The sequence below is a fragment of the Pseudoflavonifractor sp. MSJ-37 genome, from assembly GCF_018917965.1.
GTDB lineage: Bacteria > Bacillota > Clostridia > Oscillospirales > Oscillospiraceae > Pseudoflavonifractor_A.
The window spans coordinates 1,099,456-1,122,197 of record NZ_JAHLPP010000001.1; the positions used below are offsets into that span (position 1 = coordinate 1,099,456).

Consider the following 22,742-nt stretch of genomic DNA (forward strand, 5'->3'; position numbering starts at 1 on the left):
GGTCAGCGCTCCGGACGGCCTTTCCGGGCGGCCCGGCGGTCCTCCATCTTAGAGACTACCACAGCGCAGGCGGCATCGCCAGTGATATTGATCGTGGTGCGGCCCATGTCGAACAGACGGTCGATGCCCGCCACCAGCGCGATGCCTTCCACCGGGATGTTCACGCTCTGGAGCACCATGGCCAGCATGACCATGCCGGCGCCTGGCACACCGGCGGTCCCGATAGAGGCCAGCGTGGCGGTGAGGATGATCGTCACCATATCGCTCAGGCCCAGCTGGACCCCGTAGCAGGCGGCGATGAACACAGCGCACACGCCCTGATAGATCGCGGTGCCGTCCATATTGATGGTAGCGCCCAGAGGCAGGACGAAGGAAGCCACCTCACGCCGGGCCCCCAGCCGCTCCGAACACTCCAGCGTGAAAGGCAGAGTGCCCATGGAGGAGGCCGAGGAGAACGCCATCATCATGGCGGGGGCCATCTTCCGGAAGAAGGTCAGGGGGCTCACCCCGGCCAGAGCCCGCATCGCGGTGGAATAGACCAACAACGCGTGGATGAAGTAGCCCACATAGGCCACCAGCAGGACCATCGCCAGCTTGCCCAGCACTTCGGGGCCATTCTCCGCCACCACCGGGCAGATCAGACAGGCCACGCCCACCGGGGAGAGACGGATGATCAGGTCCATGATTCGCTGGAACACCTCGCTGAAGCTCTCCACCACCCGTCCGGCGGTCTCGCCCTTCTCTCCGGCCAGCAGGATCCCGAATCCAAGGAACAGAGCGATCACGATGACCTGGAGCATATTGGCCTCCGCCATCGGCGACACTGCGTTGGAGGGGAAGATGTTCACGATGGTGTCCATGAGGCTCTGGCTCTCCGGCGGCGTGTACTCCAGACCAGTGGTGGCCAGAGGCGTGAACAGACGCAGGGCCTGCGCCCCGCTGGCCAGCAGGAGGGCGATCGCGATCGCGAAGGCGGTGGTACACAGATAGAATACCACCGTCTTGCCGCCCACGGAACCCACCTTGCTGATGTCGCCCATGGAGATGACCCCGGCGGCGATGGAGAACAGCACGATGGGGACCACTACGAATTTCAACAAGTTCAGGAAGATGGTGCCGAAGGGCTTGACATATCCCTTCGCGATATCGACACCTCCGGGCACCGCCATCAGGACGACGCCTCCCAGGACGCCCACACACAGGCCGGCAAAGATCCAGAACGCCAGCGGTAATTTCTTTTTTGTCAAAACGATCGCTCCTCAGGAAATGGGATGATGAGATCGATATCGGCTCGATCTCTCGGCCAGCCATATATCATATCATAGGATGATAGCCGTTTCCATTCGGAAAGATCGCCGACATTTCCTTACGAACATCACTGTCCTTCGGCAGATCTGCCACTCATGTCCGTTCTTCCGTCCTTCTTTTCTGTAAAGCAGTTTCACTATCCATTGCAAAGAGGACGCGATCTGTTCTTTTCTCTTGTCATCCTATGCCTGTAATGTGCTTCTACTTTCCATCCTTTCCGCATCGTCCGGGCAGGATCCGCAGGACTGAGCGGGTCTTTTCCGGCGGCCAGCGGGTCTCCGGATGGTCACTGACATAGACCGTGAGCACCAGGCCCTGCCGCAGTGTGCTGCCATAAGGGACCTCTACCCAGTCCCCCGGCCGGACCGGCAGATCCTCCGTGGAATAGGTACAGCTGTGCGGTCCGGGGCCAGTCCGGACCACGCACCAGCGGTACCAGTCGGATGCCGGGGCTGGAGTCTCCGTCTCGTCAGGAGGGATGGACGCCCTCTCCTCCCCTTTCGGCGTATCCCATGAGAGCAGATCCAACATGAAGTCATTGAAGTCCTCGTCTGTGGGATCCGCCTTGGACTCGATCCGTCCCCAGAGCGATCCGACCAACTCATCCTTTCCCTCCCGGTGGAGGGCTTTCAGGAGATCCAATTGAGGCAGGTCCACATAGGCAGACTTGCCAAAGAGCTGTTCGGTGAACCGCTCTGACCCGTCCATCTCCGTCAGGATCGGCCGGAGGAGCATCGGGTCCTTCTCCCCATCCAGCCAGATCTCCCACAGCCAGTCCCCGATCAGCTCCTCTGCGGTCTCACGGTCGCCCAGATGAGCCTCCTCCGTATCCAGCAGGAGCCGCCACATGGCGATGGCCAGCGCCGGATCCTCCCGGTAGATCTCCGGCAGGATGTCCCCCGGGTCCATGTCCCGCAGATCTTCCTCCGGCCACCGGTCTGCCAGTTGGGGCCAGACCGCCACCAGCAGGTCCCGCTCCGCCCACTCATAGACCGAGAAGTCCCGGTCCCGGACCAATGGCAGGAGCTTCTCCCGGTCCGGCGTCAGGACCGTCATCTCCTCCCAGCGCCGAGGCAGGGCGTCCGCGTCCATCAGTTCATCATAGAGCGTACCGCGCTCCTCCGCATCCCGGAAGCGGTCGTCCAGCTTCGACAGATCCAAACACATCCCCACCAGACCGTCGACTTCCGGGAGGGCCCCACCGTAAAAGGGCGGCAGGACCTCCCGGATCAGTCCGGTCCAGAAGGTCCCCAGCGTGTCCGCCGGCCCGATATGGAACTGCTCATCATACAGGACTGTCCCCGCCTGGACCGTCTGGAGGACGCCGCGCCTCTCTCCCGGACATCCCTCGAACAGGCCCTGGAGGCGTTCCAGATCCTCCTCAGTGGCCGGATGCTCCCGGAACGCACGGCTGGCGAGATGCGCCGTCATCCGCCAGGAGATCTCCTCTCCCCGGTCCCCCAAAAGCTTCCTCATATCGGTCTGGAGCTGGTCCCGGACCCGGCAGAGCACTTCGACCCGTTCCTTCTTCCGTTCCGCCTCCCGTCGGGCCTTGTCGAGGGCGGCGCTGGCCTCTTCCCGCGCCCTTTGGGCCGCTCTCAACTCCCCCTGCCGGCGGGCTTCCCGGAGGCGTGCCTTCCGTTCCTGCTCCTCCCGCTCGGTGACAGAGAGGAAATAGTACCATCGGCTCCGCTCGATGCGGCCCAGTGTCCCCTCCTGAAAGAGTTCCCCCATCACGTGCTCCCTCCCACGTTTTCTTTTTTCCTATGATATCATATCAGGCCGCAAAAAGATATCGCTCCGGCCCTCATGCTCTGGAATTTATGAGCCGCTCATAAGTTGACGGACCTCTTGTCCTGACCGAGCGGACCTATTACGATAGGGACACCCTGATGAATGGAGTTGACTATCATGCTGAACGAGAACGTGAAAAAGCTTCTGAGTGAGCAGATGTGGGATCTCTCTACCTGCGCCGGCGGGCAGCCCAACGTGGTGCCCGCCGGCCTTCAAGGACGTGACCCCCGAGGGCCGTCTGGTGGTGGGCGACGTGTTCCTGGACACCACGCTGAAGGACCTGACGACCAACAAGAAGGTCCTGTGAGCGGGACTAGCCCCCCTCATCCTCTCTTTCTCCGGAACAGGCGTAGGCCATACAGGTCTGCGCCTGTTCTTCTCACGGACCATCGTGCCTCCATTGGACGATCTCCGCCGATCGTGCTATGCTGTTTGGGAGAATGTCAGACAGGATGGGATTGCATATGATCGACAAGATACAGATCCGCGGCGCGCGGGTCCACAACCTGAAAAACATCGATGTGGATGTCCCTCTGGGCAAGATCGTTGGCATCGCCGGCGTGTCCGGCTCCGGCAAGTCCTCGCTGGCCCTCGGTGTCCTCTACGCGGAGGGCTCCCGGCGGTATCTGGAGTCTCTGTCCACCTACACCCGCCGTCGGATGGGACAGGCCGCCAAGGCCCAGGTGGACGAGGTCCTCCATGTCCCCGCCGCTCTGGCCCTCCACCAGCGGCCCGGCGTCCCCGGCATCCGCAGCACCTTCGGCACCGGGACCGAGAGCCTGAACAGCCTCCGGCTCATGTTCTCCCGGCTGGCCAGCCACCGCTGTCCCAACGGGCACTATGTCCCCCCTTCCCTGGCGGTGGCCGCCGGGCAGGCGCTCACCTGTCCGGAGTGCGGGGAGACCTTCTTCGCCCCCTCTGCCGAGGAGCTGGCCTTCAACAGTCAGGGGGCCTGCCGGACCTGTGACGGCACTGGTCTGGTGCGGACCGTGGACCGGTCTACGCTGGTGCCCGACGAGTCCCTGACCATCGACGAGGGGGCGGTGGCCCCCTGGAACTCTCTCATGTGGTCCCTCATGACCAATGTGTGCCGGGCCATGGGCGTCCGCACCGACGTGCCCTTCCGGGACCTCACCGAACAGGAGAAGCAGATTGTCTACGAGGGCCCCGCTGTGAAGAAGAGAATCTTCTATCACGCCAAGAGCTCTCAGCAGGCGGGTGAGCTGGACTTCACCTACTACAACGCGGTCTACACCGTGGAGAACGCGCTGGCCAAGGTCAAGGATGAAAAGGGCATGAAGCGGGTGGAGAAGTTCCTCCGTCAGGACGTCTGCCCGGACTGCGGCGGCTCCCGGCTGTCTGAGGCCGCCCGGGCCCCCCGGCTCCGGGGGATCGGTCTGGACGAGGCCTGCCGGATGACGCTCCACACGCTGGTCCGGTGGGTGGACGGCGTCCCTGCCAGCCTGCCGGAAGAGATGCGCCCCATGGCAGAGAGCATCCGCGCCTCCTTCCAGACCGTGGCCAAGCGCCTCATGGAGCTGGGGCTGGGCTATCTGACGCTGGACCGGGCTTCCGCCACCCTCTCCACCGGTGAACGCCAGCGGATGCAGCTGGCCCGGGCCGTGCGTGACCGGACCACCGGCGTTCTCTACGTACTGGACGAACCCTCCATCGGCCTGCACCCCGCCAACATCGCGGGCCTCACCGGAGTGATAGACGACCTGATCCGGGACGGCAACTCGGTAATCCTGGTGGACCACGATACCCAGATCCTCTCTAGGGCCGACTGGCTCATCGAGATGGGCCCCGGGGCCGGGGCCGGAGGCGGACGAGTGATCGCGCAGGGCACCATCCCGGCGGTCGAAGCAGATCCAACTTCTCAGATCGGTCCGTTCTTGGCGGGGAACGCGGCCGGTATCCCCCGGCCCGTCTGCCCGGAGGAGGCCCTTTTCGCCCTGGGCCGGATCCACCTCTCCACCGGGCCGATCCATACGGTGAAGCCTCTGGAGGCTGACATCCCCAAGGGACGGCTCACCGTCATCACCGGCGTGTCCGGCTCCGGCAAGACCACGCTGGTGCTGGAGAGCCTGATCCCCGGCCTCACCGCCGCCATCCAGGGCGGCAGGCTCCCGGAGCACGTCCGGGCCGTGGACCCCGCCGGGATCGGCCAGGTGAAGCTGATCGACGCCGCCCCGATCGGCATCAACGTCCGCTCTACCGTGGCCACCTACGCCAATGTCCACGACGAGCTGCGGAAGATCTTTGCCCGCACGCCCGACGCCAAGGCCCTGGGCTATAAGGCCGGCGACTTCTCCTACAATACTGGGAAGCTCCGCTGTCCCGTCTGCGACGGCACCGGGCAGATCAGTCTGGACGTGCAGTTCCTGCCCGACGTGGACATCCCCTGTCCCCAGTGCCGGGGCTCCCGGTACGGAAAGGACACGGGCCGGATCGTCTGCCGCACCAAGAGCGGCCGGGCCTGCACTCTGCCGGAGCTGATGGACATGGACGTCTCCTCCGCGCTGGAGGTCTGCGCCGACTGGAAGCTGATCCGCCAGCGGCTCCAGGTGCTGAAGGATCTGGGGCTTGGCTACCTGACGCTGGGCGAGGAGACGCCCAGCCTCTCCGGCGGCGAGGCCCAGCGGCTCAAGCTGGCCAGTGAGATGGGCCGGAGCCAGTCCGACTCCCTCTTCGTGTTCGACGAGCCCACCATCGGCCTGCACCCGCTGGACGTGCGGACCCTGCTGGGGGTGTTCCAGACCCTCATCGACAACGGGGCCACCGTGCTGGTGATCGAACACGATCTGGACGTGATCCGCAGTGCCGACTACCTGATCGACATGGGCCCCGGCGGCGGAGAGGAAGGCGGCCGCATCGTGGCGGCGGGGACGCCGGACCAGATCCGCCGGACCCCGGAGAGCCTGACTGGGCGGTATCTCTAAGCTTCTCCCGGAGCAGATCCCGGACATCCAGCCGGGGGACTTCCGCCGGACGTCCACCCTGCTGGAGAAGGCCGTCTATGGCGGGACCCCGCTGGAGCCCTCTGAGGAACAGACCGTCATCAGCCTCCTGTGGAAGCTGGCCGACCCCCGCCCCGGCGGCCGCCGCTTCCGCCGCCGGGCGCGGTACGGCTGGATGTTCCGGCGGTGATCCCATAAAAATATACGCGCGTATGCGGAGGAGACCGAGGCCCCTCTGCATACGCGCGTGTTTCTTGTTCCGGCTCCGGTCAGAAGCAGGCCCGGTGGAGGGCCTCCGGGTCGCTGGCCTTCTCCATAGCGTCCATCAGATCCACTTCACCGGAGCGGACCAGCTCCGCCAGAGCGTCGTCCAGGAGCATCATGCCCTTGCTCCGGCCGGTCTGGATCGTGCTGACCAGCTGGAAGGACTTGTTCTGCCGGATGAGGCTCCGCACAGCGGAGTCCCCCGTCATGATCTCGAACGCCGCCACCCGGCCTCCGCCCTTTCGGGGCAGGAGGGTCTGGCAGATGACGCACTCCAGCACATCGGCCAGCTGGATCCGAATCTGCTCCTGCTGGCCCGCCGGGAACACATCGATCATACGGTCCACGGTGCTGGCCGCGCCCTTGGTGTGCAGGGTGCCGAACACCAGATGGCCGGTCTCCGCGGCGGTGATGGCCGTGGCGATCGTCTCCAGATCCCGCATCTCGCCCACCAAGATCACATCCGGGTCCTGCCGCAGGGCGGCCCGGAGGCCGGCGGCGAAGCTCTTGGTGTCCCGGCCGATCTCCCGCTGGTCGATCACCGAGTGGATCCGGGGATGGACATACTCGATGGGGTCCTCCAGCGTGATGATGTGCCGCCGGGAGGTCCGGTTGATGTGGTCCATCATGGCCGCCAAAGTGGAGCTCTTGCCGGAGCCGGTGGGCCCGGTGACGATCACCAGTCCCCGGGGCTTCTCCGCCTGCCGGATGATGATCTGAGGCAGACGGAGTTGCTGGGCCGTGGGGATCGTCCCCGGCAGGAGGCGGAGCGCCAAGGCCGTGTGCCCCTGCTGATGGTAGATGTTGCACCGCATCCGGGCATCTCCGCCGATGGTGACGGCGAGATCCGTTTCGCCCACCTGTTCCAGCTCCGCCATCTGACGCTCGGTGGCCAGCTGACGGGCGATCCCGCCGACATCCTCTTCGGTCAGGGGTGCATCCCCCCACTCGGTGAGCTTGCCGTCGATCCGCAGGATCGGCGGGAGGCCGACGGTCAGATGGACGTCCGAGGCGTGCCGGGCCGATGCGGTCTCGATGAGTTCCTGTATCTCCATAGTTTCGTTCCTTTCCAACGTGGTCCGGCTCAGGACCGCCCGTCCAGGGCCTCTGCCTCTGCCAGTGCCGGAGACTGGGCCATGCTGCCCTTCTCTGTCATATCGGAGGCCAGAACGATGCCCATGTCCTCCCACTTCAGATAGGCGGTCATGGCCTTGAGCACCCGCTCCATATCGTCCCTCTGGATACACCGGCCGCCATGACTGTAACACCAGCGGCGTCCCATACAGCCTCTGATGTCCATATGGGCCACATCCTGGATCTGGACCTCGTGTCCCTTCCCCTCCGCGCCCTTGGCGAAGGCCTCTGCCATGAGCGCTGTGCTGCCGCCTTTCCGGGGGCTTCCGCTCCGTACGACGCTCTTCATCGTTCTCGTTCCTCCGGTGCGATCCTTCTCCTCTGGGCGCTATGGACTCAGCCGCAGCCAGTCGGAGGGGACCTGTCCTTCGATCATACCCCACTCCCCCGCCGCCGTCAACCGGAAATCGGCATTTCCCGTCCAAAAGGAGCGATATCTTACGGCACTGTCTTTGGGATGGGACATATGGCCCCCTCCCCTACGGCGCTCATGACTCAGTACTGCCAGACCTATCTCCTGCCGGAGGAGCTCCCCAAGCTGATGTCCTGGCTCTCCATCGAACCCTCATGGCGGCCCCGGAGGCGTTCCCCCAAAGCCGCTCTTTTCCATCGCTTCGCACTCACGCATCTTCTTTCCGGGTCCGGCTCACCGTCCTCATGACGCGGATCAGGATCAGCACCGTCACCGCGCAGGACACCACGTCCGCGATGGGCGCGGACCACAGGGCGCCGGTCACGCCCAGATAACGGGGCAGGAGGACCGCCAGCGGCACGCTCAGCACGATCTCCCGCAGGAGGGACAGGCACATGGACTCCGCCGGCCGGCCCAGCGCCTGGAGGAAGATGCTCCCCGCCTTCTGGACACAGCACAGGGGGATCGTACACAGGAAGATCCGGAAGGACAGCATCGCGAACTCCTCATAGAGGGCGTCGCCAGAGCCGAAGAGGGCCGTGATCTGGACCGGGAACACCTGGAAGCACAGGAGGGCGATGAGGCCCACCACGACCTCGGCCCACATCATGGTCCTGAGGATCGCCTTCACCCGGTCGATCCGTCCGGCGCCGAAATTGAAGCCCACCAGAGGCTGGCTCCCCGCGGCGATGCCCACCACCAGCGCGATCACGATCTGGAACACCTTCATGACGATGCCCACCACCGTCAGAGGGATATCCGCGCCGTAGACGGACCGGGCCCCATAGCGCACCAGCACATTGTTCATGGCCGCCATGATGACCACGATCGCCACCTGGGTGATGAAGCTGCTGATGCCCAGCGGCAGGAAGCGGCCCAGGAGCCTGACGTCCGGCCGGAAGCTCTTCCCGCTCAGGTGGAAAGACTTGCTCTTTCGGGCCAGATACCACACTGCCAGCAGTGCGGTGACGATCTGTCCGCTGATGGTCGCCAGAGCCGCGCCCATCATGCCCAGCCCCAGCCCAAAGATCGCGATCGGGTCCAGGATCACGTTCATGACGCATCCGATCAGCGTAGAGCCCATGGCAAAGGCCGGAGAACCATCCGCCCGGATCACCGAGTTCATGGCATTGCCGAACACATAGAAGGGGATGCCGGGCAGGAGATAGGCGAAATACTCCAGCGCATAGGACCGGTTGGCGTCCGTGGCGCCGAAGGCCGTCAGCACACTATCTCGTCCCACGCCGAAGATCAGCGTCAGGAGCAGTCCGGCGGCTACCGCCGCCAGCACCGCGTTCCCTACGCTCCGGTGGGCCTTCTCCGTGTCGCCCTGTCCCTGACAGATCGACAGGAATGCCGCACAGCCGTCGCCGATCATCAGGGCGAAGGCCAGCGCGATCACCGTGATGGGATACACCACGTTCGTGGCGCCATTGCCCAGATAGCCTACGCCCCGGCCGATGAAGATCTGATCCACGATGTTGTACAGCGCGGAGACCAGCAGGGAAAGGATGCAGGGGATGGCAAAGCGCAGCATCAGTTTCCCGACCGGAGCCTGCCCCAGCTCCTGGTTCGCAGTTTCGTTCATACCCATACCTCCAAGCATAAAAATGGTAAAAAAAGAAAACGGCATGGAGCTGTACCTACCAGTAGATGCTGTCCGAAAAAAGCTTCGGCCTTCACAGACAGCTACAGCCATGTCGTTTTGTTGTTTTTATCTTACCACAGATCCATCTCGGCGGTGTGTACGAAAAGCAGGGCATTTTCCGCCGATTGGAGTCAGGATCTTGCACAAGACCGCCCACCCTGGTGCGGATGGCCGGAGTGGACGGAACGTGTCAGATCAGGTAGGACAGGCTCACCAGCAAAGCAATGACTCGCTTACGACATCGGACAAGCTGTTACAGCGCAAGGCCGCTTTTCGCTCCATGGACTGCGCGGATCTGGACGAATACGACCAGAAACTTGGTCGTTGCGTGCCCCGCTGCATTTTCGCCTGTGACGAGGTGGCGGAACCGCTTGATAAGACCAGAACCGACAATGTATGACAGAGGCGGGAACATCTTGACCGATGCTCCCGCCTTGTATTTGCTCAAATCTTGGTTTGGTTGTTTGAATTCGATTCCTTATCAATATATCCTGTAATTTTGCGCTCAATGCCTATGCTATAAAAAACGGAGATCGTGAGCACGATCACGAAGCAAACGGCGATCCAAATAGGAATGATAACATCAAATACAAATCTTATAAATAGAGTTATAACGAAGAAACTGCCTGTAATGACCCAAGGTAAGTTTGTTTTGATCATCACATATTTCCCGAAAAGTTTCTGTGATACCCCTTGGTAGTTCTTTTCTATTCTTTCTTGCCGTTCGTTTTCCGATTTTGAAAGGCTAACGGATAAATACTTTATAGAAATGCCAATAGAAAGCAGCCATTGCCACCAATCGGCTTTTATGCTACCAAACACAAACAAAGGCAGAGGAGCAAGGAAAATAATACCCCATATAAAATATTTGACGTTGTATATTTTCATATCGCACCTCCACAAGCCGAAATCATCGGAGCAGTTTAGGTGATCAAAATATAGCACAAAGCAAAGAAAATGACAAGTGCGGGAGAATTTCTCCCGCACTTTTTCTTCAAAGCATATTGTCGACAGAAATGATAGATCCGAACACATTACCGGCTTGGATAATGTAGTTCGGATCATCATCACTTGCCTTGTGTTGACAGAAAAGATGCATTGCCCGCCAATCACGTCCCACCAAATCGAAGCCCAGCGTAAGCGGGTTCGATTTGGAAGCGAGGAGCAGCGGAGCGAGCGCACGATGAGTTTTTTTGAAAGCAAAAAACTCGTCACAAGCGATACGGAGCTTACGGCGAGCTGGTCGGAGTGTAATTATAGGATCTCAAAAAACACAGATATATCAACGGTTTGCTGGTAGTCGGCAAGAGGTATTCATTCTGCATTTAGATTATGCACTACAGGTTGATAGCAGGTTTCGTCCTTTTATTTTTCCTAGCATTCCTTGATTGTTACATCATACTGACTTTTGATCATATTTTTTACGCTATCCCGTTTTCCCCACAGATCATTAATCAAATACTTAAATGTGGCCATAGATATCCAGCAATAGTCCCCAACCCGTTCATTGAGATTAACTGGGCATGTAATAACGCATAAGGCTAATCCCCAAATAAAGCTTGGAGAAATGTTTAGATTTTGATCTTTATCGATAGCAAGTGGAACATTAGTGTTCCAAATAATTTTACTTTCTTCACCAGTTCCGTGTATTAAACCGCAACGCATAACATGATAAATAATCTGCTCCAAAGTGCAATACCCTTCGTAATCAGATTTAATATCCTTATGCGTAAAGGGAAGCTTAACAGCTTCTGTGATTAGTGATCCCATTCCGGTTACAACAATCATCCATATGTTTTCTTTAAGAAAACGTTTGTAACAAGAGGCAGAAGAATTTGGTTCGTTGTAATACTTTTGAGATGTTATATCTATTGCGATACAAATATCAGAAAGTGCCAATTCAATCTCGCCTTTTGACATGTGGTCTATCATCGATTGGACCCGTTGCCCAACAGAAACTGACATACTTTACACTCCTTTGCAACTTTACGAAGATGAAGATATTATATAGCAAAGTATGAATTTTGTCATCCTATTTGTTAGAAAACTGGCGGTTTTTGAAGAAAAATATAAAATAAAAAGTCCCGAAACCTTACGGTTTCAGGACTTTTTTGGTCCGAGTGGCGGGATTTGAACCCACGGCCTCATGGACCCGAACCATGCGCGCTACCAACTGCGCTACACCCGGATGGACCGATTCCTAATTATAGACAAGGAAGCCATATTTGTCAAGCATTTTTTCGGCAGCCGCCGCCTCCTCACGTTTGACTTGCTTTTTCGCCCGGATATCGGTATGATCTTATCAAGAGCCGTCCAGCTGTTATCATAAGGAGGAGACGATGAGCCTTTTGACTTCCGCCAGCGCGGCATCCCGCTGGCGTGGATACGAATATTTCAAAGAGGGTCGTGTATCGGCCCTGGAGGATCTGGGAAGTTCCCGCTTCCGCGCTTTGGTCGCCGGGCATCAGAGCAGACCATATGCAGTCACGATCGATCTGGCCCATCTCCGGCAGTCCTCCTGTACCTGCCCCCATGCCGCAGGCAGGAAGGTCATCTGCAAGCATATGGTCGCGGTGTTCTTCACCGTGTTCCCGGAAGAGGCCGCCCGATTCTATGCAGATGTCCTGCGGGAAGAACAGGAATGGGAGGAGGCGCAGGCCGACCGTGCAGACAAGCTGATCCAGTATGTCCGCCGCCTCAAAAAGAAGGACGCACAGGATCGTCTGCTGGAGGTCCTGGAGATCGGTCCTGACTGGCTCTGGGACCGCTTCCTTCGGGACTATGTAGAGTGAACCACAAACATATATCCCCTGACGCTGACATAGCTTTGCGCCAGGGGATGTCTCGTTCTTGGCCCGCCGCTCCTGTCCTCACGCCTCCGGGCAGAGGGCCTCTACGATATTGAGCATATGGTCCAGCATCCGCTCGATGTCGGTGAGGATCTCGCTGTACAGGATGCTCAACTCCGGGTCCACATGCCCCTCCCGCATTCGGCGGATCTGGGCGGCGCGGTACTGACGATTCTTCTCGTCGCTGTCCGCCTCCAGGATCGCCACGGTGTCCAGAGCCCGCTTCCGCTTCTTCCCGTCCTCGTCCTCGAAGTCGATCGCCAGGAAGGCATGGGTCACCAGTGTGCGCAGATTGTACAGCTCCTGCATGGTATCCGCATCCATATGGATGTGGCGCTTCTTCAGGGGCGCCAGATACTCCGCCATGTTCATGGCATGGTCGCCGATCCGCTCGATGTTCCCACAGACGATCAGCATCCGGTCGAACCGCTCGGAGTCGGCCTCCGGCATCTCGTGGGACGAGGTGTGTCCGATGATCCGGGTGATCTCCGCGTTGTACAGGTCGATCTGGTCCTCCTGCTCGGTCACCTTCTCCAGCTTGCTCTCATCCCGCTCTAGGAGGGCGTCGAAGGCCAGGGCCACATTCTCCCGGGCCAGCGCGAACATGGCGCTCTCCCGCTTCTGCACGGTAGAGAGGGCGATCGCGGTGGAGCCGATGCCGTGGTCGATCACATAGCGTTCGCTCTCCCCCGCCTCCTGATCCGGCAGGATCCGGCAGGCCGCCTTGGCCATCCAGTCGCCAAAGGGGAACAGTACCACCGTGGTCACCACGTTGAAGATCATGTGAGTGGCCGCGATCTGCCCCGGCACGTTGCTGGGGATCCAACTCTGGACCGCGCTGACGAAGGGCGTCGCCATACAGATCACCGTGAAGAGTGCCGCGCCCATCACGTTGAACATCAGGTGGATGAGCGTGGTCCGCTTGGCGGCGCGGTTGCCATTCAGGCTGGCCAGCACGGCGGTGACGCAGGTGCCGATGTTCTGTCCGAACAGGACATAGACCGCATTGTCCAGGCCGATGACTCCGCTCAGGGCCAGCGCCTGGAGGATGCCGATGCTGGCAGAGGAGCTCTGGATCACAGCGGTGAATACCAAGCCGGCCAGGATACCGAGCAGGGGGTTTGAGAAGCTGGTCAGCAGGTCGATGAAGGGCTGGTAGTCCCGGAGCGGCATCATAGAGGAGCTCATCATCTCCATGCCCAAAAAGAGGATGCCCAGGCCTGCCACGATCTGGCCCACACAGTTGACGTTCTGCCGCTTGACCATGGTGATCATCACCACGCCCACGAAGGCCAGCAGGGGTGCGATCAGGCTCACATCCAGAGCGATGAGCAGGCTGGTCATCGTCGTGCCCACGTTGGCGCCCATGATGACGCCCACTGCCTGCTGGAGGGTCATGAGACCGGAATTGACGAATCCCACTACCATGACCGTGGTGGCGGAAGAGCTCTGGATGATGGCGGTGATGCCCGCACCCACCAGCACGCCCAGGATCCGCTTGGAGGTCAACATCTCCAGGATGGATTTGAGCCGGTCACCGGCGGCGGCCTCCAGTCCGGTACTCATGATATGCATCCCGTACAGGAACAGGGCCAGTCCGCCAAAGAGGCTGAAAATATCTGCCAACTGCATATTCGTTTTTCTCCTTTTGTCCGCGGCACCCGCCGCGCTCGTACTCTACTTTTACATTCCGCACTTTATTATGACAAAAGGATCCCGGATCTTCAAGGATATTCTCTGTCTTTTTACGTGATTTTACATGTTCTTTACATTCGATCGCAGGACTGTCCTTCTCTGCCCGTTCCGTCCATATGGCAGGCCGTCTCCGGAAAGCGGTCAGTCGGCCTCGTCTTGAGGCTCCGTCTCCCCTTCCCCGCCGTGCGGCTTGTCCAGCGGATCGATCCAGCGGTCCATCTCCGCCGGAAGGGGCCCCATCGTGCCTACGCATCGATCGATGGGGATCCCCATCTGGTGGAACTTCTCCTCATAGTCGGTCATCACGCCGCAGATACCATTGGCGTGGAGGTCCCGGGTCACCTCGGACAGGGCGAAGCCCGCCTTGGGGAACTGGAACAGGGACCACTCGAACAGATCCTTATTATCGGTCTTGAAATGGATCTGGCCCTGGTCCCGCAGGACCTGACGGTAGCGCATCAGAAAATCCGTATGGGTCAGGCGGCGCTTGCTGTGGCGGTTGGAGGGCCATGGATCGCTGAAATTCAGGTAGATCATGTCCACCTCGCCAGGGGCGAAGTACTCCCGCAGGCGGGCGGCGTCACAGTCCACGAACCAAACGTTGCGCAGGCCCATCTGCTCGGCCCGCTCCATGGCGATGACCATGGCGTCCGGGACCCGCTCGATGGCCACGAACATACAGTCCGGGTGCTGAGCCGCCGTCTCTACCGTGAACCGTCCCTTGCCGCAGCCCACTTCCAGGCGGAGCTCCTTTGCCTCCGGCATAAGGTCGCGCCAATGGCCCCGCTGTTCCTCAGGGCGCTCGATCAGGACAGAAGCACAGCGCTCCATCCGGGTACCCAGATTGGGTTTTTTCCGCATTCTCAAAATCATTCACCTCGCGCTCCATCATAACATATGGAATTTCCCCTTGCAATCTTTTGTGGAATCGTTTATAGTATAAGTCAGTCTGTAGCTGGGTGTAGCGCAGTTGGTAGCACACCTGCTTTGGGAGCGGGTCGCTCCCCCTTCAAGCCGGAAAATGCTATGTCCGCAATCCCTTGATACGCCTACGATAAAGTCACTTTCCCCGCAAGTCGAGGTGGTCAAAAAAACCGCCTGACCACATGTTTGACCACATCTGGAGCAAAACTGAATACCCAAAAATCCGGGATTAGCGCAGTTGGTAGCGCGCTTGCTTTGGGAGCAAGATGTCGGGAGTTCGAGTCTCCCATCTCGGACCATTATAGACAAAACCTGCGTGTAACATAGTTATACGCAGGTTTTGCTGTCTCTTGTCTAGATTGCATCAAAACAGAGGTTAAAATCAGGATTCCATATCTCCTGTGTCTATAAAGTGCCTCAAAATGCGCGGGAATCTTATATGCCAAAGTCTGATAAGACTGTATTTCACAATAGATTGAAAAATTAGCAATACCAGGATTCAAGCAACTCACGGACTTCTTCGGAATGGATTCTCTCCTTCCAGCAGCCTATCTCCCGCTCAATGCGTTGCTTCTGTTTCAAATACTTTATGCCAGATACAAGGGGAAGAAGAGAACGCAAGTACTCAATGCGTTCCTGCATATCCGGAATCATACTGCCGATTCCGCCCCAATGGGACGGTTCTAAGGATAGTCGCTCAAAAACATCCGGATCGGCATTGAGAGCTAAGAACTTCTCCACTGCTTTTCTCCGCCGCTCACAAGATAATTCTTCTATCGCAGTAAACAGTAGGCACATCCGGTCCTCATCATGGCCATATTTTTCAATGATGTGTTGCATCCAAAGATCTTGCTTTACAACAATCTCCCAACGAGATGCTTCATGGTGCAATCCAGAAAGCTCATTTGCATCATCAACAAGAACCAGATAATTTTTTCCCTCTTCAATTGCAGATACCAGATCTTCATACAGCTGCAAGTTGTTGTTTTTTATGACAAACACAGTGTAACCATTTTTCTCTGCTAATTGCCGACATAATTCCAGCGCAAATCTGGTCTTTCCGACACCGGCAGGCCCAGCAATCAGCAAGACATCGTTATCGCGCAGAGCAGCCTTAGCTTTTTCCAATTCCTTTTCTCGAAGAAGGAATTCTGTTCCCAACGGAGCGGACATCTTGTTTGCATCATGCTTCGCCACAAACATTTCTAATGACAGGATTTGGCCTGAGTCGATGCTAATCCCCAAAAAATCCCTGGCTAAAATTGGGCACTCACGGAAGATATCATTTCCCAATTGATCCAGACCAATTAATGTCAGTACGACACCACGCTTTTCGCAGTATTCTCTAAGATATTGATCATCACCAGGCCCTAAGCGGCCATATGTATGGCAATATATAAGCTCTGCAATGTCTTCTTTAGAAACACCCGTCTTTTTTGAATCAAAGCATTTATCAATATCTTCAATTACTTTATTTAAAAAATTCGTTTTTTGTGTCGTATACATCACAAAGACATACTTATTTTCTGCGGTCAAAAAATAAGTATCAGGATTTCCCTTGGCTGTTTTATCTGTACCTGTATACATACCCAACGAATAAGCATTTTTATATCCTTTATAACTTAGATAGGCATCGCAAAGATTTTGGAATGCGCCTCCATCCATTTGATTGATTCGACTCTTGATATCTGTTAGCTTCGACATTGTTGTCCCCCACAAGCAAAATGGTTATAGCCGTTAGTTTTTAAGGTTCGATTCCATTTTAGCATTCCTTTTCATGACATGCAATTGTATGCCCTTTGGATTCGAAAATGATTTGAGGGTAACGAGCAATACAAACGGTTCGTTTTCTGAGCGGATCATTAACATCGAATCTTTTGGTAGAACATAACTGGAGTTTCCATTATTGATTTTACTCCAGATGAAGTTTATTTATACGGTATTGACTATTGGAAGGATGCACTGAAATACTCGGAAATGCTCATTTATGTAAATGTAGCTATACAGTCTGGACTAAAATCCGTCATAGAAGATAAACTGAAAAAAATCTTTCTGTCTGAAAATAGAGCTACATCTTATTAAATAATGGTTTTACCCTGTACTCAATCATTGCGCACAGGGCAATATTTACCTTTATCGTTTACGCTCTCCCCAGCATCGCCGCCACCATCCCATAGTGCTTCTTCACGGTATTTCTTGCCAGGCCGGTTCGTTTAGCGATGGTCGAGAACTCCGTGACCTCCGGGTGGAGGCGCATATAGTCCCACAGCTTGCGCTGCTTCTTTGTCAGCTTTTCCGGTGAGGCGATGCCCGCAAGCTGCTCCTTGAGATTTTTGCGTTCCTCGTTCATCTCCACGATCAGCGTCTTGAGCTTTTCCTCGCACTCCTCACGGGTATGGGCGTAGATGTTGCAGGAATGCTGTGTCCCGTCCGGCCATATAGGAGAATAGCGTCCCTCAAACAGGTGGTCATTAATCTCCGTGACGCAGCCGGTACCGGGCTTTCTTTTCTTCCCCACATAGGGCTGGAAGTCCACGATGCCTTTCCGCTCCGGCTCCGCTTCTTCCTGCGGTTCTGCCTTGCCGATGCTTCGGTCGATGCTGGCGGCGGCTGCCCGCTGCATATCGCCGGTGATGTGGGTGTAGATGTCCAGCGTTGTCACCGCGGACACATGGCCCAGCATGGCGGAGAGGGTTTTCACGTCCATGCCGTTCTCCAGCGCCAGTGTCGCGAAGGTGTGGCGCAGATCATGAAATCTGACACGCTTGCAGTCTGCCCGCTCCAGTATCGTCTGAAGCCGCTTGCGTGCCACGCCGGGCGTGATCGGTCGATCCGCCTTCACCGGGGACGGAAACATCCAGCGGGAGTCCACCGTCTTTTTGTACTCCCGCAGCACGGCCAGCACCGCAGGCGGCAGCACCAGTTTTCGCATGGACGCCTTGGTTTTGGGCGGGATGATCTGCAATTCGCCGTTTACCGTGTACGCCTGCTTATTGACGGTCAGCACACCGGTTTCAAAGTTCAGGTCGTCCCATTGAAGCGCTATCAGTTCGCCACGCCGCAGACCGGTGCAGAGATCCAGCAGGAACAGTTCGTAGTACCCGTCCGCCTGCGCCTGAATGAGAAATTTCTGCAATTCCTCCCGGTCAAGCACCTGCATTTCCTTTGACTTTTTCGGCGGCAGCTTGCAGCCGATGGCGGGGTTTGTACGGAGCAGGTCATCCCGCACGGCCCGTTCCAAGGCGGAGCGGCAGACCGCGTGGCACATCCGCACCATGCGGTCGGAAAGGCCCGCGCCGTATTGCTCCGTCAGACGCTTGCGGCCATTCTTTTTCAGCCGCCCGTAGAACTGCTGCAAATCATTCTGCGACAATTTGTTCAGCGGGATCTTCCCAATCTCCGGCAGGACATGGTTGTGGATGACGTTTTCGTAGTTGTTCTGTGTGGAGGCAAGGAGCGTCGGCTTGCTGTGGTTTTCGTACCAGTAGCACAGCCAGTCCCCGAACAGCATATCCGACTTAACTTTTCGGTCATTTCGCCCCACCATGCTTTCGGTGAGCTGCCGCAGTTTCTCCTGACATTCCCGCTTTGTTTTGGCGAGAACATTCTTCGTTTCGGGAAGGCCGCTGTCATCGTAACCGATGACAACGCGGCCCTCCCACCGGCCGTCACTGCGCTGTCTTACGGTGCCGGTTCCGCTTTTCCGTTTCTTTGCCAAGGTCTCAGCCCCTTTCCGAGCAAGTCTTCCATGAAGCCGCCAACGATGCCGCTGGCAGCTTTTTGCATATCTGGTGTGACGTGGGTGTAGGTGTCCAGCGTGAAGCTGGCGTTGGTATGTCCCAGAATCCCCGACAGGGTTTTGGCATCCACGCCGCTGGCGATGGCGTGGGTGGCGAAGGTGTGGCGCAGATTGTGAAAGCGAATGTCCGGCAATCCCGCCTTGTGTAAGATCGCTTTCATGTGCGTGTAGGCGCAGTTCGGAGACAGCGGCAGCTCCGGTCGGACAGGGTCTGGGAAGATCCATTGCGTGATTGCATTCTCTTTTCGGCGGCGCAGAATTTCCGCTGTGCTGCGGGGCAGGACGATGGTACGTTCGCCGCTGCGGGTCTTGGTCTTGCCCAGCATATCGACACCCAGCTTTCGGTTATGAAGGGTGCGGCGCACTTGCAGGACACCGTTCCGCGCGTCAAAGTCCTGCCACATGAGCCCGCAGATCTCGCCCCGCCGTAGGCCCGTGGTCAGCTCCACATAGAAGAAGTCACCCCATATCTTGTCTTCCCGCACGGCGTCCAGAAAGGTGTCTAACTCTTTGTCGGTTAGGACACGTTTCGGCGCATGGCTTGCCTTCGGCACCGTCGCGCCCACGGTAGGGTTCTTGGCGATGATATGCGCGTGGAGGGCATCCTCCATTGCCTGGTGGAAGATGGCGTGGAGGCGGTTGATGGTGGTGTCCGACAGAGCGGAACCAAACCTCGGATGCTCCCTGACCCGGCCATTCCCTTTCAGTCTGCGATAGAGCTTCTGCACATCCTGCGATGTCACCAGCGACACCTGTTTGCCGCCGAGCTGCGGCTTGATGTAGTTTTCGATGCAGCTTCGATACCCCGCAAGGGTGCCGGGGCGGACGGTGTTCTCCTTATAGTCCGTCAGCCAACGGTCCAGCCACTCGCCCAAAGTCATCCGGCTGTCCTCGGTCAGCTCCACATCCTGATAGCGTTCGATATTTTGATGGAGCTTTTCCGTCAGCTCCTTTTGTGTATGAGCATAAGCGTGCTGGAAGATGGGCGTACCGTTTTTCTTGTGGCCCACCACGATACGGCCTTCCCAGCGGCCGTCCTCCCGCTTGCGCACCATACCGTCACCGGACGGTCTTCGTTTTGCCATTCAGTCCTCCTGTTCCGCCGGATGGCAGATGTGTTCTTCTTCCTCCCGCTCGAAGGAATAGAGCCCATCTGCCTCCAGCTCTCTCGCCATGCCCCACGCCAGCTTGAAGCCCGCCGTGAAGCTCATCAGCGTGGATTCCGCCAGCAGTGAGTTTTGCGTGTCAATCATCCGGAGCAGCTTTCTGCGCCCCGCGGCGTCCATGTCCCGCCGCAGTTCCTCTTGGGCGTATTCGACCTGGGCGTACAGTTCTGGATGCGGCTGACGGTCGAAACGCTTTTGCAGGGCTTTCATGTAGTCATACATTGCAGCACCTCCTTTTTGGCAACCACAACACATACCACAACCCGGCGCACAAAGCTACTGTTTTCTGAAATGTTTCTTTGACTATTGCGGCGCAAAAACTGAACACCTCGACCCGCTTTACATATGGAATTTAATTGAAAATCCCTGTTGCTGTTCCAACTCATGATCGTCCGGCTTGTGGCCGAGGGCGACGCGCTTTTGCCGCAGCAGCGCCAGCCGCTTGCGGTCGATTTGGACACCGTTGGCAGCGGGAGCCGGGGCGTTGTCCCGGAAAATATTGCCCATGTGGTAGAGCAGCCGGGTGGCGGACAACAGGACGGAGGGCGGCTCCTGTTCGCCACGCTCCATGCGTTTCATGAAAAATTCCGCGTAGGTGTGGCCGTTATCCCGCGCCGCCGCGAACCATTCATAGGCAGCGTCCATGTCCTTTGGAACGCCCTCGCCCATGAGGGTCAGCTTTCCCAACAGATACTGGGCGTAGGCGCTGCCGTTATCCGCGGCCTGCCGCAAATATGACACTGCTGTTTCGGCATCTTTTATCGTATTTTTGCCGCTGAGATATTCCTTGCCCAGCCGGTAGGCGGCGAAATCGTTGCCGCTGTCAGCCGAGCGTTTCAGCCAATAGATTCCCTTGGCAGGATCGTGCACGTCGGCTTCATCGGAAAGGTACAACTTGCCGATGGCGTACTGTGCCGCGTCCAAGTCCTGCTCGGCCGCGCGTTCTAAGAACTTCTGTGCTTTGGCTGTGTCTGGTATCAGCAGTCCGCCGTCGCGGTACGCTGTGCCGATGATGTACTGCGCGTAGGCGTCACCGTCCTCCGCAAGCTGCTCCAACTGCTCTGCCACTTCGTCCCGTTCCTCCAGAGGGTAACTCTCATCGTTCGCCACGCCTTGCAGATTCTGACATTCATAACTCATGGCGTAGGTGCTGATCTGTTCGCCGTCATCCTGCATTTCCTCATCCTCAAAGGAAAATCTGTTCATGCGGATATGCTCCGCCTCACGAATGACCGCGTTCTTGATCTGGCGAAATTCCTTCTGCTGAGACAGCGGTGGACGCAGACGTTTCTTCCCCTCGGAGTAGTAATCCTCCACCTGGCATTGCAGCTCCCACCACGTTTGGTAGCACGCATCCACGGTGGGCAGCCGCGCCATTTGGTCGACGATCTCATCCACCAGCTTTTTCATGGGCTTTGGCAGATAGCCGTAGGTTTTCTTGCCGCCGACTTGACCGAGCTGCCGCGACAGATTCCAGATCATTTGCTCCGCCTCTGGGTGGATGCAGGTCATCTCCCGCATGGCCTTCGCCAATTCCAGCATGGCTTTCCGTGCTTCTGACACCAACTCGTCTCGCGATTTGCTTTTCTGTTCGTAGACGTGCAGCAGTTCCTGACGGAAGATCTGGTTGGTCAGCGTGGATTTGATTTGGCGGATACCGTCTTTGGACAGGTACGCCTGATTGGATTTCACCGACCACGCCATCATGTGGACATGGGGATGGTTTCCCTCGTCATGGAAGGCGGCGTACCAGCGAAAGTCCTCCGGTGGGATTTTCATTGCTGCGGCGATGTCATTGCGGTGGGTACGCAGCAATGTGCGCCATGCGTCCGCATGGTTGTAGCCAAGTCGCTCCGCGTCCTCCCGGTGGAGGGAGATGATGTGTGTCCACACGTTGCCGTTGTAGTGATCCAGTTCATCCGCGACAGCGGCGAGGTCAACGGCGTCGTTATCACCAAAGAGACCGTGTTCCCCCAGCCGCTCCGCCCTGGGCCGCAGGGCGATGTACTTGGCGTAGCCTTCCATGCCCTGTACCCGATCCCAATTCGATTCCAGCGTCAGCGTGATGAGCGCGGACGCATTTGCTTTTGTCGGGTGTGAGAGGTAGTCCTCGTACTCCATCAGCTCTTTGGCGTCAAGGAAATCCTTCACCAGCTTTGCAATGAGCTGCGTCTGCTTTTGGGTGGGCGGACGGTCATCCGGGATGATCTCCACCCGCTCCCGCGTGGCGATGTACTTGAGATACCCGCCAGCACTTTGCCCAGTGCCGCACTTGATATACGGACTCTTGACGATCAGCCTTGCCATGATTCGCTCTCCAACTCACGGAGCTTCTGTTCCAACCGCAGCTGACCGTTGGTGCGCTTGACGGCGGCGATGCTCTTGGCCCGCTCCTGCCGCAGCACTTCCTCGCTCACGTTGAGGCTTTGCAGGAGGATGGACATCGCCATGTCCATCTCCACCGCCTGCTTGTAGAGCAGCGACGCGATGCGATCCTCGAAGAGTTTCAGACGTGCGTCGATGGCGGATTGCACCGCACGGGGCAGCGTGGTGCTTTCGCCTGCGGCCAGCATATCCGCGTAGCAGTTCACCGCCTTTTCGATGAACTCGTTTTTGCTGCGGCAGTTATCTTCCTGATACCACCGCTCTATTTTGGTGGCTGTTTCATCCGTCATACGGAAGTTCAGCCTGTTTTCATTTTTGCTCATAATTCCCTCCAATCTGCCGTAAGGCACTCTCATTTTCGTTGAAACACCTGCGCTTGCGGGAACAAAGACGCCAGCCGCTCC

General features: G+C 57.8%; 18 protein-coding genes and 2 tRNA genes. 4 read left to right on the forward strand and 16 right to left on the reverse strand.

From position 1 onward, the window contains the following. Positions 1-2: 2 nt before the first annotated feature. Positions 3-1,247 carry a dicarboxylate/amino acid:cation symporter gene (locus KQI12_RS05215; protein WP_216571090.1) on the reverse strand — a complete coding sequence of 415 codons (1,245 nt, stop codon included), beginning with the start codon at positions 1,245-1,247 and terminating at the stop codon, positions 3-5. 262 nt (positions 1,248-1,509) lie between these two features. Next, on the reverse strand, positions 1,510-3,042 hold the full coding sequence (locus KQI12_RS05220; RefSeq protein ID WP_216571092.1) for a hypothetical protein: 1,533 nt from the start codon (positions 3,040-3,042) through the stop codon (positions 1,510-1,512). 208 nt (positions 3,043-3,250) lie between these two features. Between KQI12_RS05220 and KQI12_RS05225 the strand changes: the two genes are divergently transcribed. Both KQI12_RS05225 and KQI12_RS05230 read left to right on the forward strand, forming a co-directional pair. Continuing rightward, positions 3,251-3,409 (forward strand): hypothetical protein, encoded by a 159-nt coding sequence (locus KQI12_RS05225; RefSeq protein ID WP_216571094.1) that lies wholly within the window; start codon positions 3,251-3,253, stop codon positions 3,407-3,409. 157 nt (positions 3,410-3,566) lie between these two features. Then, complete coding sequence (locus KQI12_RS05230) at positions 3,567-6,044, forward strand: excinuclease ABC subunit UvrA (RefSeq protein ID WP_216571096.1); 2,478 nt, start codon at positions 3,567-3,569, stop codon at positions 6,042-6,044. Between the two features lie 287 nt (positions 6,045-6,331). On the opposite strand, the gene KQI12_RS05235 is transcribed toward KQI12_RS05230, so the two are convergent. From KQI12_RS05235 to KQI12_RS05260, 6 genes are all read right to left on the reverse strand, one after another. Next, positions 6,332-7,381, reverse strand: coding sequence for a type IV pilus twitching motility protein PilT (locus KQI12_RS05235; protein WP_216571098.1), 1,050 nt, complete (start codon positions 7,379-7,381; stop codon positions 6,332-6,334). A gap of 29 nt (positions 7,382-7,410) precedes the next feature. Further along, positions 7,411-7,749 carry a flavodoxin family protein gene (locus KQI12_RS05240; RefSeq protein ID WP_216571100.1) on the reverse strand — a complete coding sequence of 113 codons (339 nt, stop codon included), beginning with the start codon at positions 7,747-7,749 and terminating at the stop codon, positions 7,411-7,413. A 331-nt stretch (positions 7,750-8,080) separates the two neighbouring features. After that, positions 8,081-9,460, reverse strand: coding sequence for an MATE family efflux transporter (locus KQI12_RS05245; RefSeq protein ID WP_216571102.1), 1,380 nt, complete (start codon positions 9,458-9,460; stop codon positions 8,081-8,083). A gap of 504 nt (positions 9,461-9,964) precedes the next feature. Further along, positions 9,965-10,408 carry a hypothetical protein gene (locus tag KQI12_RS05250; RefSeq protein ID WP_216571104.1) on the reverse strand — a complete coding sequence of 148 codons (444 nt, stop codon included), beginning with the start codon at positions 10,406-10,408 and terminating at the stop codon, positions 9,965-9,967. A gap of 486 nt (positions 10,409-10,894) precedes the next feature. After that, on the reverse strand, positions 10,895-11,485 hold the full coding sequence (locus KQI12_RS05255) for a hypothetical protein (RefSeq protein WP_216571106.1): 591 nt from the start codon (positions 11,483-11,485) through the stop codon (positions 10,895-10,897). 147 nt (positions 11,486-11,632) lie between these two features. Beyond that, positions 11,633-11,708: transfer RNA gene (locus KQI12_RS05260), tRNA-Pro, on the reverse strand. Positions 11,709-11,859: 151 nt separating this feature from the next. On the opposite strand from KQI12_RS05260, the gene KQI12_RS05265 reads away from it, so the two are divergent. Continuing rightward, complete coding sequence (locus KQI12_RS05265; RefSeq protein ID WP_216571108.1) at positions 11,860-12,312, forward strand: SWIM zinc finger domain-containing protein; 453 nt, start codon at positions 11,860-11,862, stop codon at positions 12,310-12,312. Positions 12,313-12,390: 78 nt separating this feature from the next. Here the strand turns inward: KQI12_RS05265 and KQI12_RS05270 are convergent, their stop codons facing one another. Further along, positions 12,391-14,001: a Na/Pi cotransporter family protein gene (locus KQI12_RS05270; protein ID WP_216571110.1), complete on the reverse strand. Its 1,611-nt coding sequence runs from the start codon at positions 13,999-14,001 to the stop codon at positions 12,391-12,393. 204 nt (positions 14,002-14,205) lie between these two features. Next, positions 14,206-14,925: a tRNA (guanosine(46)-N7)-methyltransferase TrmB gene (gene trmB / locus KQI12_RS05275; RefSeq protein ID WP_253290814.1), complete on the reverse strand. Its 720-nt coding sequence runs from the start codon at positions 14,923-14,925 to the stop codon at positions 14,206-14,208. 286 nt (positions 14,926-15,211) lie between these two features. On the opposite strand from trmB, the gene KQI12_RS05280 reads away from it, so the two are divergent. Beyond that, positions 15,212-15,287, forward strand: a tRNA-Pro gene (locus KQI12_RS05280). A gap of 184 nt (positions 15,288-15,471) precedes the next feature. Here the strand turns inward: KQI12_RS05280 and KQI12_RS05285 are convergent. The 6 genes from KQI12_RS05285 to KQI12_RS05310 form a co-directional block, all read right to left on the reverse strand. After that, on the reverse strand, positions 15,472-16,653 hold the full coding sequence (locus tag KQI12_RS05285; protein WP_216571114.1) for a DEAD/DEAH box helicase family protein: 1,182 nt from the start codon (positions 16,651-16,653) through the stop codon (positions 15,472-15,474). Positions 16,654-17,128: 475 nt separating this feature from the next. Then, positions 17,129-18,706: a site-specific integrase gene (locus tag KQI12_RS05290; protein WP_216571116.1), complete on the reverse strand. Its 1,578-nt coding sequence runs from the start codon at positions 18,704-18,706 to the stop codon at positions 17,129-17,131. Continuing rightward, positions 18,670-19,872 (reverse strand): site-specific integrase, encoded by a 1,203-nt coding sequence (locus tag KQI12_RS05295; RefSeq protein WP_216571118.1) that lies wholly within the window; start codon positions 19,870-19,872, stop codon positions 18,670-18,672. The genes KQI12_RS05290 and KQI12_RS05295 overlap by 37 nt, the downstream gene beginning before the upstream one ends. Continuing rightward, positions 19,873-20,175: a hypothetical protein gene (locus KQI12_RS05300; protein ID WP_216571120.1), complete on the reverse strand. Its 303-nt coding sequence runs from the start codon at positions 20,173-20,175 to the stop codon at positions 19,873-19,875. Between the two features lie 117 nt (positions 20,176-20,292). After that, complete coding sequence (gene mobP3, locus KQI12_RS05305) at positions 20,293-22,260, reverse strand: MobP3 family relaxase (protein ID WP_216571122.1); 1,968 nt, start codon at positions 22,258-22,260, stop codon at positions 20,293-20,295. Beyond that, positions 22,248-22,661 carry a hypothetical protein gene (locus tag KQI12_RS05310; protein ID WP_253290815.1) on the reverse strand — a complete coding sequence of 138 codons (414 nt, stop codon included), beginning with the start codon at positions 22,659-22,661 and terminating at the stop codon, positions 22,248-22,250. The genes mobP3 and KQI12_RS05310 overlap by 13 nt, the downstream gene beginning before the upstream one ends. Between the last annotated feature and the right edge of the window lie 81 nt (positions 22,662-22,742).

Coding starts and splice junctions, on each gene's coding strand:
- KQI12_RS05220 (WP_216571092.1), bottom strand. CDS start 3,042: ATGGGGGAACTCTTTCAGGAGGGGACACTGGGCCGCATCGAGCGGAGC.
- KQI12_RS05230 (WP_216571096.1), top strand. CDS start 3,567: ATGATCGACAAGATACAGATCCGCGGCGCGCGGGTCCACAACCTGAAA.
- KQI12_RS05235 (WP_216571098.1), bottom strand. CDS start 7,381: ATGGAGATACAGGAACTCATCGAGACCGCATCGGCCCGGCACGCCTCG.
- KQI12_RS05240 (WP_216571100.1), bottom strand. CDS start 7,749: ATGAAGAGCGTCGTACGGAGCGGAAGCCCCCGGAAAGGCGGCAGCACA.
- KQI12_RS05245 (WP_216571102.1), bottom strand. CDS start 9,460: ATGAACGAAACTGCGAACCAGGAGCTGGGGCAGGCTCCGGTCGGGAAA.
- KQI12_RS05250 (WP_216571104.1), bottom strand. CDS start 10,408: ATGAAAATATACAACGTCAAATATTTTATATGGGGTATTATTTTCCTT.
- KQI12_RS05255 (WP_216571106.1), bottom strand. CDS start 11,485: ATGTCAGTTTCTGTTGGGCAACGGGTCCAATCGATGATAGACCACATG.
- KQI12_RS05265 (WP_216571108.1), top strand. CDS start 11,860: ATGAGCCTTTTGACTTCCGCCAGCGCGGCATCCCGCTGGCGTGGATAC.
- KQI12_RS05270 (WP_216571110.1), bottom strand. CDS start 14,001: ATGCAGTTGGCAGATATTTTCAGCCTCTTTGGCGGACTGGCCCTGTTC.
- trmB (WP_253290814.1), bottom strand. CDS start 14,925: ATGCGGAAAAAACCCAATCTGGGTACCCGGATGGAGCGCTGTGCTTCT.
- KQI12_RS05285 (WP_216571114.1), bottom strand. CDS start 16,653: ATGGATGGAGGCGCATTCCAAAATCTTTGCGATGCCTATCTAAGTTAT.
- KQI12_RS05295 (WP_216571118.1), bottom strand. CDS start 19,872: ATGGCAAAACGAAGACCGTCCGGTGACGGTATGGTGCGCAAGCGGGAG.
- KQI12_RS05300 (WP_216571120.1), bottom strand. CDS start 20,175: ATGTATGACTACATGAAAGCCCTGCAAAAGCGTTTCGACCGTCAGCCG.
- mobP3 (WP_216571122.1), bottom strand. CDS start 22,260: ATGGCAAGGCTGATCGTCAAGAGTCCGTATATCAAGTGCGGCACTGGG.
- KQI12_RS05310 (WP_253290815.1), bottom strand. CDS start 22,661: ATGAGCAAAAATGAAAACAGGCTGAACTTCCGTATGACGGATGAAACA.